We start from the raw sequence: 12,635 nt of genomic DNA, 5'->3' as shown, positions 1-12,635 counted from the left end.
CCATGACCACCCCTCTCCCCCGCCGCGAGATCGGCCGCAGCGGCCTGCACGCCTCCCTGTTCTCGCTCGGCTCGTGGCACACCTACGACCGCATGGACTTCGCCGACGCCGTCGAGCTGCTGCGCCAGGCGACCGACCGCGGCGTGAACCTCTTCGACGTCGGCGTCTACTCCGCGCCCGGCGCCCCTCCGGTGTTCACCGACGTGATCTTCTCGGCCATGGTGCGCGCGGCGGGTCTGCGCCGCGACGAGTGGCTGCTGTCGTCGAAGCTGTGGCTGGAGGCCTTCGGCGACGACGGCTTCCGCCCGCAGCTCGAGAACGCCCTGATGCGGGTGGGCGTGGAGCACGCCGACCTCGTGATCCTGGGCGACCTGCGCCGCGACGACCTCGACCTGCGCGACCTCGTGCTCGACCTCGCGCGCCTCGCCGATGCGGGACTCATCCGAGCGTGGGGCGTGAACAACTGGTCGGCGTCGTCCATCCAGAGCCTGCTCGACCTCGCCGCGGCGGAGGGCGTGCCCGGGCCGCAGATCGCGCAGCTGAAGTACAGCGTGGCACGGCGCTCGATCCCCGACGGCGAGCCGTTCGCGCGGCTCTGGGAGCAGGGCCTCACGCTGCAGGCCTCCGACTGCCTGGAGGGCGGCGTGCTCGCGGGGAACGTGAAGGGCGACCGCCAGATCGGCCGCGACCCCGGCGACATCCGGGAGCGGATCATCGCCGACGTGCCGGCGTTCACGGCGCTCGCGGAGTCGCTCGACACGACCCCGGCCCAGCTCGGCATCGCGTTCACGCTCACACACCCCGCCCTCACGACCACCCTGTTCGGCGCCTCCCGCGTGGCACAGCTGCACGCGAACCTCGACGCCGCCGACCTCGTCGACCGCATCGGCGCCGACGAGCTGCGCCGCCTGGTCGAACCCTTCTGGGCCGACCGCGGCGTGGTCGACCCCGAAGGCCCCTGACACCGTCCGCGGACCACCACACACCCGCCCCGCCCCACGCCGCCCCCGCCCCACGCCGCCCCCGCCCCACTGAGGAGAGACATGACCGCCACCGCCGCCGGACACCCCACCGTCCCGCCCGTCCCGTTCGACCCCGAGGTGCAGGCCGTGCTGGACGAGATCGCGAAGAACCCGCAGCCTCCCCTCACCCGCGACACGCTGCCGCGCGAGGGCGTCGACCGGATGTTCCCCGACAACGACACCGTGATCGCGGGCCGCCCGATCGTGTGGGAGGACCGCGTGATCCCCGGCCCCGCGGGCGCACCCGACATCGAGATCACGGTGTTCCGCCCCGCGGATTCCGCGACCGAGGCGCTGCCCGGGTTCGTGAACATCCACGGCGGCGGCATGATCGTCGGCCACCGCTCGTGGGAGACCGCGCGCGTGGTCGACATCGTCGCGGAGCACCGCGTGGTCGCCGTGAACGTGGAGTACCGGCTCGCCCCGGAAGACCCGTACCCCGCCGGTGTGGAGGACTGCTACGCGGCGTTCGTCTGGACGCACGAGCACGCCGCCGAGCTCGGCATCGACCCGGAGCGCCTCGTCGTCGGCGGCGGCAGCGCCGGGGGCGGGCTCACGGCCGCGGTCGCCCTGCTGGCGCGCGACCGGAAGGGCCCGGTCATGGCGGGGCAGCTGCTGCTGTGCCCCATGATCGACAACACCAACACCTCGGTCGCCAGCTTGCAGTACGACGGCATCGGCACGTGGCAGCGCGACATGAACCTGCTGGCGTGGTCGTGCGTGCTCGGCGACGACCTCGCGTTCAGCGACGAGGCCCCCGCCTACGCGGCCCCGAGCCGCGCGACCGATCTGTCCGGTCTTCCCCCCGCGTACATCGAGGTGGGCGAGGCGGAGACCTTCCGCGACGAGGACACCGCGTATGCGCTCGGCATCTGGGCCACGGGCGGCCAGGCCGAGCTGCACGTGTGGGGCGGCGGCGCGCACGGCTTCGACATGTACATGCCGGAGGCGGAGATCACCCGGGCCGCCCTCGCCGCACGGTCGTCGTGGCTGCGCCGGATCTGGCGGGCCGCCCGATGACCGCGCCCGCTCCCGTGCCGTACGACCCCGAGCTGGTCGCCGGGCTCGACGCGTTCGTGCAGCTCGTGGAGGGCATCCCGCTGCGCGCCGACACCATCCACGCCAACCGCGACCACTTCGCCACGATCATCCCGCCCATCGCGGTGCAGGCCGAGGGCAGGGCGGTGACGTGGGAGGACCGCGTGATCCCCGGCCCCGCCGGTGCGCCCGACCTGGAGGTCACGATCGTGCGGCCGTCCGCCCCCGCGACCGGGCCGGCGCCCGCCGTCCTGTCGATCCACGGCGGCGGCATGGTGCTCGGCACCCGCTTCTTCGGCACCGCCGAGCTGATCGATCTGGCCGACCGGCACGGCGTCGTCGGCGTCGCGGTGGAGTACCGCCTCGCGCCGGAGCATCCGGGCCCGGCGCAGGCGGAGGACTGCTACGCGGCGCTGGAGTGGATGGCCGCGCACGCCGACGACCTCGGCATCGACCCCGACCGCATCATCGCGTCGGGGCAGAGCGCGGGCGGCGGGCTGTCCGCCGCGGTGGCCCTGCTCTCCCGCGACCGCGGCGGACCGCGGCTGGCCGGGCAGCTGCTCGGCTGCCCGATGCTGGACGACCGCAACGAGACGCCGTCCGCCCGGCAGTACGACGGCTTCGGCGCCTGGGACCGCAACAACAACGACACCGCGTGGGACGCCATCGCCGGAGACGACCGCTTCACCGACCGGGTCTCGCCGTACACGGCCCCCGCACGCGCCACCGACCTGTCCGGACTCGCCCCCGCGTTCATCGAGGTCGGGGCTGCCGAGACCTTCCGCGACGAGGCCGTGGACTACGCGCTGCGCATCTGGGCGACCGGCGGTCAGGCCGAGCTGCACGTGTGGGCCGGCGGGTACCACGGCTTCTCCGGGTTCTCGCCGGAGGCCGAGGTGTCGCTGGCGGCGGTCGCGGCGCGGGAGAGCTGGCTGCGCCGCGTGCTGCGCCCGGGCGGATGAGCATCCCGGCGCGCCCGGAGCCCGCCCGCATGGGCACGCTCCGGGCGATGCTCGTGCTCGGGATGCTGGAGGCGTTCGGGCCGCTGTCGATGGACCTGTACCTGCCGCAGCTGCCGCAGCTCGCGGCGTCGCTCGGCACGACCGAGGCGCTCGCGCAGGTCACGATGTCGGCGTGCATGATCGGCCTGGGTCTCGGGCAGCTCATCGCCGGTCCCCTCAGCGACCGGCTGGGCCGGAAGCGTCCGCTCCTCGTCGGCGTGGCCGCGTTCGCGGTGCTGTCCGCCGTGTGCGCGGTCGCCCCGAGCATCGAGCTGCTGCTGGTGGCGCGGTTCCTGCAGGGTCTCGCCGGATCGGCGGGCATCGTCATCTGCCTTGCGGTCGCGCGCGATCAGTTCGAGGGCGTGGAGCTGTCGCGCATGCTGTCGCTGCTGTTCCTGGTCTCGGGCACGGCCCCGATCATCGCCCCCGTGGTGGGCGGCCAGCTCGCACGGATCATGGACTGGCGCGGCATCTTCGGCGTGCTCGCGGCGGTCGGGGTCGTGCTGCTGCTCGTGGTCGTGTTCGCCCTGCCCGAGACGCTGCACGCCGACGACCGGCACGGCGGCGGCCTGCGCACGCTCGGCGGTCACGCGGGCGCCGTGCTGCACGACCGTCTGTTCGCCGCGGTGCTGTGCGCCTCGGCGGGCGGCGGGGTGGCGTTCTTCACCTACCTGTCGATGTCGTCGTTCGTGCTGCAGGACGAGTTCGGGCTGAGCCCGCAGGCGTTCAGCCTGGCGTTCGCGGCCGGGGCGCTCGCGAGCATCGTGGGCAGCCAGACGAGCCGGCTGGTGGTGCGACGGTGGGGCCCCCTCCGCGTGTACCTGGGCGGCAGCACCGCGACGCTGCTGGCGACCGCGACGTTCCTGGGGCTGGCCGTCGCCGGGACCGGGGTGACCGGGGTGATCGCGGCCCTGGTCGGCTTCATGCTGTGCTCCGGCGTCGGCGGCCCGAACGGGCAGACCCTCGCGCTCGCGCACCACGGTTCGCGCGCGGGCACCGCATCGGCCCTGCTCGGCATGTCCACCTTCCTGTTCGGGCCCGTGCTGGCCCCGGTCGCGGCGGGCGTCGGCGGCACGAACGCCATGACCATGGCCGTGACCATGACCCTCGCGGCCGCCGTCGCGGCGGTCGCCGCGTGGGCGTTCGTGCGTCCGGCCGCGCGCACCTGAGCCGCCCGGTCGGGTCGCCCGAGTCCCGCCCGCCCCGCGGTCAGAAGCCGAGGCACATGACGGCGACGCCCGCGGCCATCGCCCACGACTCCGTGGCGAGCAGACGCCCGGTGCGACCGTGGTGCTGCGGAGGCACGAACCACGCCGCCGCCACGGTCCACAGCACGACCGCGGCGACCCCGATCATCACGAGCGCCGAGAGCACGCCCCCGAGGCCGTGCCCGCCGTGGCCGGTCGGCGTGACGGCGCGCTCGACCGAGGAGACCACGACGGATCCGTCGAACGCGCACACCGCCATCACGAGCGACACCAGCGCCCGGTGACAGCAGGTGGCGGCGGCCGCGGTGCCGCGCACGCCCATGGTGCCGAGCATTGCGGAGACCAGGAGCACCGCGCCGAGCGCGAGCCGCGTCAGGGCGTCGACCCCGGGGATCGCGAGCACGAGCATCCCGGCGGCCATCACCAGCGCCGACTGCCTCCCCTGCCACGGCACCGCCCGCCACGCCGCCACGCACGCGACGGCGGAGACGAGCGCGGCCGCGGCCATCAGCCACGGTGCTGCGGGGACGAGGGGTTCCACGGTCGCAGTATATTGATCGAGCGCTCAATATCGCTAGACCCGACCGTCTACGAGAGGATGGGCACGTGCCCCGCATCGTCGACCACGATGAGCGCCGCCGGCAGATCGCCGAGGCGCTGCTCGCCGTCGCCGCCCGCGACGGCCACGAGAGCGTGTCCTCCCGCGCGGTCGCGAAGGAGCTCGGGGTGGCCACCGGTTCACTGTGGCACTACTTCGACGGGTTCGACGACGTCGTCCGCGCGGCCGCCGCTGAGGTCACCCGCCGCACCGACCAGCGCATCGCCGAGGCCACCGCGGGGCTGCGCGGCCTCGCGCGCCTCGACGCCCTGATGCGCGAGGTGCTGCCGGTCGACGAGCGCACCCGCACCGAGGCGCACGTCGTGGTGGGTTTCTGGGGGCGCCTGGCCACGCTCGCCCCCGCGCCCGATGCGGCCTCCCCGACCCTCGCGACCTGGCAGGACAGCATCCGCGAGGCCCTGCAGGAGGCGGTCGACGACGGAGAGCTGCGGCCGCAGACGCCCACCGCGGCGGTCATGGCACTGCTGCGCTCCATCACGTACGGCCAGCAGATCGTCGAGGTGACCGAGCCGCAGCCCGCCGCGGCCCACCTCGCAGTGCTCGACGGCATCCTCGCCCCCTGGCGCGCCTGACCCGCGAGCCGGCGCTTGTGCACCCGCGTCCGCGCGGCCTATCATCGTGCCATCCCGTTTCTTGAGCGTTCGCTCGAAAATAGTGAGGTCGACGATGTCCCACCACGCCCCGCAGCCCGTCTCCGTCGAGAAGATCGCGGTTCCGCACCCGCTCGACCCGCTCACCGGTGCCGAGATCGCCGCCGCCCGCGCGGTGCTGGAGGCGGCCGGACTGATGACCGAGACCACCCGCGTGCCGATGCTGCTGCCCGACGAGGCCACCAAGGAGGAGCTCGCGGCGTGGAGCCCCGGCTCCCCCATCGATCGCCGCGCCGACGTGACGCTGCTCGACACCGCCACGGGCGTCGCCACCGAGGTGATCGTGTCGATCACGCGCGGGGAGATCGTGCGCAGCGAGCGCGTGCCCAACGACGCCCCGCCGTACGGTCAGCCGCAGTACCTGTTCGAGGAGTACGAGCGGGCCGAGGCCATCGCGAAGGCGTCGCCCGAGTGGCGGGCCGCCATGGAGCGACGGGGCCTCACGGAGCACATCGACCTCGCGTTCTGCTCCCCCCTCGCCCCCGGCTACACGGGTCGCGCCGACGAGGTGGGCCGCCGGGTCATCCGCTCGCTCACCTTCCTCAAGTACGACGAGAACGACTCGCCGTGGGCACACCCGGTCGAGGGCCTGATCGTGCACATCGACCTCACCGCGAACAGCGTGATCCGCGTGGAGGACGAGGGGGATGTGCCGGTGCCCGCCGGTCACGGCAACTACTACCCCGAGGTGCAGGGCGAGGCGCGCACGACGCTCATGCCCATCGAGATCACCCAGCCGCAGGGCACGAGCTTCCACGTGTCCGGCTCGCTCGTCGAGTGGGAGGGCTGGTCGATGCGCGTCGGCTTCAACGCCCGCGAGGGCCTCGTGCTGCACGACGTCTCGTTCCAGGGGCGCTCCGTGCTGCACCGCGCGAGCGTGCCCGAGATGGTGGTGCCCTACGGCGACACGGCCCCCGGGCGATTCTGGATCAGCTACTTCGACGCGGGCGAGTACCTGCTCGGCAAGAACGCCAACCACCTGGAACTGGGGTGCGACTGCCTCGGCGTGATCCGCTACCTCGACGGCTACGTCGCCGACGACCACGGCCACCCGGTGCGCATCCCGAACGTGATCTGCATGCACGAGGAGGACTTCGGGATCCTGTGGAAGCACACCGATCTCGCGGGCCGATCCGACGTGCGGCGCTCCCGGCGCTTCGTGGTGTCGTACTTCTCCACGATCGGCAACTACGACTACGGCTTCTACTGGAACTTCGGACTGGACGGCTCGATCGAGGTGGTCGCCAAGGCCACGGGCATCGTGTTCGCGGGCGCCGGGGAGCCGGGCGTGCGGCAGAAGCACGCCACCGAGCTCGCGCCAGGGGTGTTCGCCCCCGTGCACCAGCACCTCTTCTGCGCCCGGCTCGACGTGGCGATCGACGGCTCCGACAACCGGCTCGTCGAGGTCGACGCGCAGCGGGTGCCGATGGGACCGGAGAACCCCTTCGGCAACGCGTTCTCCTGGTCGGAGACGGTGCTGGAGACCGAGCACGCCGCACAGCGCGAGGCCGACACCTCGGTCGCCCGGGTGTGGGAGGTGCAGAGCGCCTCGCGCACGAACCACGTCGGCCGACCCACTGCCTACCACCTGGTGCCGGAGCCGACCGCACTGCTGATGGCCGACCCCGCCTCGTCGGTGGCGGCGCGGGCGACGTTCGCGACCAAGCACCTGTGGGCGACGCGCTACGAGCACGGGCAGATCTGGCCGGCCGGCCGCTACCCCAACGCGCACCAGGGCGGCTCCGGCCTCCCCGAGTACAGCGCGGGCGACCGTCGCATCGACGGCGAAGATCTGGTGCTGTGGCACACGTTCGGCCTCACGCACTTCCCCCGCCCGGAGGACTGGCCGATCATGCCCGTCGACTATGCGGGCTTCTGGTTCAAGCCCTACGGCTTCCTCGACCAGAACCCGGCGATGGACGTGCCCGAGTCGTCGCAGGCCCACGGCGGCGCCGCGGCCTCGTCGTGCTGCGGCGGCGGGGCCGACTGCACCTGCGGCCACTGACGAGCCGCGTCCTCCGCCCGCATCAGTAGCGGGCGGGGGTCAGGCGAGGGCGGAGATCGCGTCGCGGAGGATGCCGTCGGCACCGGCGAGCGCGGTCGCGGCGGTCTCGACGGGAGCAGCCGTGGCGAGCATGAGCAGGGCGAGCTTGACCGAGCCCTGCGCCTGCTGCAGTGCCGAGGCGGCCTCGTCGACGCCGACCCCCGACAGCTGCGACACGGTGCGGATCGACCGCGCGTGCAGCTTCTCGTTGGTGGCGAGCAGGTCGACCATGACGCCGCGGTACGTCTTGCCGAGCTTGATCATGGAGAGCGTGGTGAGCATGTTGACCACGAGCTTCTGCGCCGTGCCCGACTTCAGGCGCGTGGAGCCGGAGATGAACTCGGGCCCGGTCACGACCTCGATCGGGATGTCGGCCACCGCGCCGATCGCCGAGTTCGCGTTCGACGCGATCGCCACGGTCAGCGCGCCGACGCTGCGGGCGTACTCGAGCCCACCGACGACGTACGGCGTGCGACCGGACGCGGAGATGCCGACCACCGTGTCGCGCTCGGTGAGGTCGAGCGCGCGCAGCGAGTCTCCGGCGGCCTCCTCGTCGTCCTCGGCGTTCTCGACGGCGGAGCGGATCGCGGTCTCGCCGCCCGCGATCAGGCCGACCACCATGGAGGGGTCGGTGCCGAAGGTGGGCGGGCATTCGCTGGCGTCGAGCACGCCGATGCGCCCGGCCGTCCCCGCGCCGATGTAGATCAGGCGTCCCCCGCGGCGGAACCGCTCCGTGATGCCGTCGACCGCGGCGGCGATCTCGGCCGTCCGCTCGGCGACGGCCTCGGGCACCCGACGGTCCTCGGCGTTCATGCGGCGCACGAGCTCGGTCGTCTCGAGCAGGTCGAGGTCGCCGCGCTCGGTCGTCGACGCCTCGGTGTCGAGCGTCTCCAGGACGGAGAGGAGGGCGGCGAGGCGGGAGTCGTCATTCGGCACGGTGCACGAACCTTTCGTGAGGGAGGTCGACGCGGCGGGTCAGCAGCAGCGCGCCGGCCAGGGCATCGCCCCGCGCCGGGACGACACGACGGCCGGCCGCACGCAGGGAGGAGCTCAGGGTGTCGCGGAACCAGGCGTGATCGGCGAGCCCGCCGTGCACGGCCACGTCGGTCGTGATGGCGGAGGCGGCGACCGCGCTGGTGGTGAGCAGGCGCACGGCCTCGGTCGCGATCGCGGCGGCGACGTCGTCTCCGGCTTCGGCGGCGTCGAGCACGAGCGGGGCGAGGGTCGCCAGGCGCCGGGCGAGCGCGCCGTCGCCCGCGAGCCAGGCCTGCACGTCGGACGGGGCCCCGACGGGTCCCGCGACCGCGGCGGTGAGAGCGGTGGGGCCGGCCAGGCCGTCGGCGGCGCGGAGCACGGCCCGCAGCGTCTCGCGCCCGAGCCAGGAGCCGCTGCCGAGGTCGCCGAGCTCCGGGCCCCAGCCGTCGATCAGCCGCGCGCCGTCCGCGTCGATGCCGAGGGCCGCGGCGCCGGTGCCCGCGATGAGCAGCACGCCCGCTCCCCCGTCGAGTGCTCCGGCGTGGGCGGTCACGACGTCGGAGGCGACCGCGACGCGGGCCCCGGTGCGCGCCGCGAGCAGACCGGCGAGCTCGACGGCCGCGTCCGGCGCGAACCACGCGCCGGCCGCTCCCACGCCGATCGCATCGAGCCGCGGGAGCCCGTCGAGCAGCGGGAGGATGGCGTCGAGGGCCGCGGTCACGCCGCCGGCGGACGCCAGACCCGGGGCGCCGAGGCCCGAGCGCTCCACGCGCGGTTCCGCGTGCACGACGACGCGGCAGCGGGACTTGCCGAGATCGACGGTGGCGGTCGGCGGGGCGCTCATCGGCTCTCCTCGGGGACGCGGTGGAAGTAACGAAAAGAGACTACATGCGAAGTAGACTCACTGAAAAGAATTTACCATTCTTGTCACGACCCCCGTCACGACATACTTGAGAATCCCACATCCCCGGAGGACCGATTGAGCATCCAGTCGACGATCGAAGCGGCCGCATCGACGCTGCCGCCCTCGCTCGCCCGCATCGCGACGGTGGTCCGCGAGAACCCCTCGATCGTGATCGACAAGACCATCAACGAGCTCGCTGAGGAGTGCCAGACCTCGGTCGCCTCCGTCGTGCGGTTCTGCCGCGCCATCGGCTTCAGCGGCTACGCCCCGCTGCGCATGGCCCTCGCGACCGAGCTCGGCAAAGAGGCCGCGCAGTTCTCGGCCCGCGGCGCCTTCGGCTCGGAGATCTCCGACGAGGACACGCTGCAGGAGGCGGTGTCGAAGCTCGCGGCGCTCGAGCTCCTGGCCATCGAGGAGACCGTCGCCCAGCTCGACTTCGACGTGCTCGAGGCCGCCATCGACGCGATCGACGGCGCCGACCGCATCCTGCTGTACGGCATCGGCGCGAGCCAGTTCGTGGCGGAGGACCTCGCGCACAAGCTGCTGCGCGTCGGCCGCAACGCGCACGTGCTCGCCGACCCGCACGAGGCCGTCGCGGCGACCGTGCTGCACGCGGCCCCCACCGTCGCGATCGGCTTCTCGCACGCGGGGTCGACGATCGAGACCGTGCGGTTCCTGGAGACGGCGCGCGCGAACGGCGCCGCGACCGTCGCCGTCACCTCGGCCAAGGACTCCCCGCTCGCGCACGCCGCCGATCACGCGCTGTTCACCGAGGTGCGGGAGTCGGCCTTCCGCGCCGGAGCCATGGTCAGCCGCATCGCGCAGCTCACCCTGGTCGACTGCCTGTTCATCGGCGTGGCCAAGCGGCGCTACGCCGAGACCGTCGACGCCCTGCGCCGCACCCGCCAGGCCACGCACGCCCTGCGCGACTGATCGCGCCGTCGCGCCTCAGCCGCGTCCGATCGAGCCCGCCGTGCGCAGGAACACGATGATCCAGCTGAAGATCAGCACCGCCGCGATCAGCTCCACGGCCGTGAGGTTGTAGTACCCCACCGCGAAGAACGCGCCGAGCAGCACGATCACCAGCACGTACGCCCAGCCGAGCCCGACGAACACCCGCGGGATGGCGGGCAGGAACCACGGCAGCCCGACCACGACCACGGCGAACACCACGGCCATGCCGGTCGCGACCGTGTTGTGCAGCAGGAAGAACTCGTCCACCGGGAAGAGCCCGACGCACGCGAGGAAGATGCCCATCAGGATCAGGCCGCCGCGCACCACGAGGCGTCCGCGCCGCTCGGCCTGATCGTCGGCGGGCAGCCCGGCCGTGGCATACCGCGCGATCGTCGTGACCATCACCCCCGCGATCACCAGCGTGGCGTTGAACGCGACCGAGGCGCTGTTGCTGCTCATCCCGAGCGCCGACAGGTTGTCGCGCCACCAGTGCACGTCGCTCGACGCCAGCATGCTCGCGAACGCCCCGACCACGAGGAACACCGCCAGCACGAGCGACAGCACCATCGGCGTGAGGGCCACCGCGCTGAGGAACGACACGTACGCGGTCAGCGCGAAGGCCACCGCCATCAGGATCGCGCCGGGGAACGGGAACACCGGGGCATCCACGAAGCTGCGCTCCAGCAGTTCCGCGATGCCCAGCCAGCCCAGGTAGGCGATCGCGGCGTGGGCGAAGGCGATCGCGAGCAGGTCGTACCAGCGCAGCCGGTCGCCCGGCACGCTGAAGCCGTCGCGCACGGCGGTGGGGTCGGGCTGCTCCGGCCGCACCGCCAGGCGCCCCAGAGCGAACGCGAGCGCCGCGGTGGCCGCGCCTCCGTACGCCGCGAACACGCCGATCGACCCGGTGCCGCTGATCGACAGCTGATGGCCCCAGAACACCGGCAGCGCCACGACGAACCCGAGCACCAGGAACGCCGCGCCCACGATGAGGGCCGTCGCCTCGTACACCGCTTCCGGTGTGCCCGGTCCGCGCACCTGGCGCAGCACCCGCAGGACTCGATCCGCGAGCATCCTCATCGCCCCGTCACTCACGGTCCACATCCTAGAAGGCATCCCCTTCGCGCGGTCCCGGTGATACCATCGCGGAACGGATCGTATACAACGTCGTCGTTCCTTCCACCAGCCCGAGGTGATCAGTCATGAACGGTGCACTCGCCGCCCCCGCCGAATCGGTGTCGACTCTGGTCGCGCGCAACATCAGCGACTTCCGCGCCGCCGTCTCGGAGTCCTTCGTCCCCCTCCAGGTCACCACCGCGGGTGCCGACCAGTTCCGCGGCGTGATCCGCGGCGCCTCGGTCGACGAGGTGCACGTGAACGACATCCGTGCCACCTCCCACGTGGTCGAGCGCACGTCGGAGCTGATCGCCCGCGGTGACCGCTCGTACTTCAAGGTGAGCCTCATGCTCGCCGGCACCGGGCTGCTCATCCAAGACGACCGGGAGGCCGTGCTGCAGGCCGGCGACCTGGCCGTGTACGACACCGACCGCCCGTACTCGCTCGTGTTCGACCAGGACTTCCGCACCATGGTGGTGATGTTCCCGAAGCACCTCATCAGCCTCCCCGCCGACATGATCGGGCAGCTCACGGCCGTACGCATCTCGGGGCAGGAGGGGCTGGGCGGCATGGTCGTGCCGTACCTCACGCAGCTCGCGGGCAACCTCGACCAGCTCGCCGGCACGACCGGCGCCCGCCTCGCGCACAGCGCGCTCGACCTGGTCACGACCGTCTTCACGCGCGAGCTCGGGCTCGATCAGGCCTCGGCCGATCCGCACCGAGCTCTCATGCAGCGCATCCGCTCGCACATCGACCGGAACCTCGCCTCGACCGATCTGGGCCCGGCGACCATCGCCGCCGCGCACTTCATCTCGACGCGGCACCTGCACGGACTGTTCCAGGAGCAGGGGGTCACGGTCTCCACCTGGATCCGCACGCGCCGCCTGGAGCAGTGCCGCCGCGATCTGCTCGACCCGATGCTCGCCGACCGCCCCGTCGCCGCGATCGCCGCCCGCTGGGGCTTCGTCGACGCCGCGCACTTCAGCCGCGCGTTCAAGACCGCCTACGGCATCTCCCCCAGCGAGTACCGCACCGCCCACTGACGCCGCCCCCGCGCCGCCCGCGGTGCGCGGTGCGGTGCGGGATCACAAACGCGCCTCCCACCCC

Annotated in this window: 12 protein-coding genes; 8 read left to right on the top strand and 4 right to left on the bottom strand. The window is 72.9% G+C overall.

Going from position 1 to position 12,635, the window contains the following annotated elements:
- Positions 1 to 2: 2 nt before the first annotated feature.
- From ACWGQ1_RS14640 to ACWGQ1_RS14625, 4 genes are all read left to right on the top strand, one after another.
- Complete coding sequence (locus tag ACWGQ1_RS14640) at positions 3 to 962, top strand: aldo/keto reductase (RefSeq protein ID WP_452313197.1); 960 nt, start codon at positions 3 to 5, stop codon at positions 960 to 962.
- Between the two features lie 81 nt (positions 963 to 1,043).
- Positions 1,044 to 2,042, top strand: coding sequence for an alpha/beta hydrolase (locus ACWGQ1_RS14635; protein ID WP_136045575.1), 999 nt, complete (start codon positions 1,044 to 1,046; stop codon positions 2,040 to 2,042).
- Positions 2,039 to 3,022: an alpha/beta hydrolase gene (locus ACWGQ1_RS14630; protein ID WP_136029021.1), complete on the top strand. Its 984-nt coding sequence runs from the start codon at positions 2,039 to 2,041 to the stop codon at positions 3,020 to 3,022. The genes ACWGQ1_RS14635 and ACWGQ1_RS14630 overlap by 4 nt, the downstream gene beginning before the upstream one ends.
- Entirely contained in the window at positions 3,019 to 4,230 is a 1,212-nt protein-coding gene (locus ACWGQ1_RS14625; protein WP_452313196.1) for a Bcr/CflA family efflux MFS transporter, read from the top strand. The genes ACWGQ1_RS14630 and ACWGQ1_RS14625 overlap by 4 nt, the downstream gene beginning before the upstream one ends.
- Positions 4,231 to 4,270: 40 nt before the next feature.
- Here ACWGQ1_RS14625 and ACWGQ1_RS14620 read toward each other — a convergent pair whose 3' ends face one another.
- The gene (locus tag ACWGQ1_RS14620) at positions 4,271 to 4,810 is read right to left on the bottom strand and encodes a hypothetical protein (protein ID WP_136029019.1); all 540 of its coding nucleotides are present in this window, start codon (positions 4,808 to 4,810) and stop codon (positions 4,271 to 4,273) included.
- Positions 4,811 to 4,875: 65 nt separating this feature from the next.
- Here ACWGQ1_RS14620 and ACWGQ1_RS14615 point away from each other — a divergent pair, with 65 nt between their 5' ends.
- Both ACWGQ1_RS14615 and ACWGQ1_RS14610 read left to right on the top strand, forming a co-directional pair.
- Positions 4,876 to 5,460, top strand: a complete 585-nt coding sequence (locus ACWGQ1_RS14615) for a TetR/AcrR family transcriptional regulator (protein WP_136029017.1) — start codon at positions 4,876 to 4,878, stop codon at positions 5,458 to 5,460.
- 94 nt (positions 5,461 to 5,554) lie between these two features.
- Positions 5,555 to 7,543 carry a primary-amine oxidase gene (locus ACWGQ1_RS14610; RefSeq protein ID WP_452313195.1) on the top strand — a complete coding sequence of 663 codons (1,989 nt, stop codon included), beginning with the start codon at positions 5,555 to 5,557 and terminating at the stop codon, positions 7,541 to 7,543.
- Positions 7,544 to 7,582: 39 nt separating this feature from the next.
- Here the strand turns inward: ACWGQ1_RS14610 and murQ are convergent, their stop codons facing one another.
- Both murQ and ACWGQ1_RS14600 read right to left on the bottom strand, forming a co-directional pair.
- Positions 7,583 to 8,518, bottom strand: coding sequence for an N-acetylmuramic acid 6-phosphate etherase (gene murQ / locus ACWGQ1_RS14605; RefSeq protein ID WP_247981385.1), 936 nt, complete (start codon positions 8,516 to 8,518; stop codon positions 7,583 to 7,585).
- Complete coding sequence (locus tag ACWGQ1_RS14600) at positions 8,508 to 9,401, bottom strand: BadF/BadG/BcrA/BcrD ATPase family protein (RefSeq protein ID WP_452313194.1); 894 nt, start codon at positions 9,399 to 9,401, stop codon at positions 8,508 to 8,510. Before ACWGQ1_RS14600 ends, murQ begins: the two co-directional genes overlap by 11 nt.
- A gap of 135 nt (positions 9,402 to 9,536) precedes the next feature.
- Between ACWGQ1_RS14600 and ACWGQ1_RS14595 the strand changes: the two genes are divergently transcribed.
- On the top strand, positions 9,537 to 10,394 hold the full coding sequence (locus tag ACWGQ1_RS14595; protein WP_136034182.1) for a MurR/RpiR family transcriptional regulator: 858 nt from the start codon (positions 9,537 to 9,539) through the stop codon (positions 10,392 to 10,394).
- Positions 10,395 to 10,409: 15 nt separating this feature from the next.
- On the opposite strand, the gene ACWGQ1_RS14590 is transcribed toward ACWGQ1_RS14595, so the two are convergent.
- Positions 10,410 to 11,507 (bottom strand): DUF998 domain-containing protein, encoded by a 1,098-nt coding sequence (locus tag ACWGQ1_RS14590; RefSeq protein WP_206251579.1) that lies wholly within the window; start codon positions 11,505 to 11,507, stop codon positions 10,410 to 10,412.
- A 107-nt stretch (positions 11,508 to 11,614) separates the two neighbouring features.
- Here ACWGQ1_RS14590 and ACWGQ1_RS14585 point away from each other — a divergent pair, with 107 nt between their 5' ends.
- Entirely contained in the window at positions 11,615 to 12,571 is a 957-nt protein-coding gene (locus tag ACWGQ1_RS14585; RefSeq protein WP_136034184.1) for an AraC-like ligand-binding domain-containing protein, read from the top strand.
- Positions 12,572 to 12,635 lie beyond the last annotated feature (64 nt).

This window comes from Microbacterium sp. NPDC055599 (genome assembly GCF_053618975.1).
Note: the sequence above shows the minus strand (reverse complement) of the source record. Positions and strands in the feature narration are given on the sequence as shown.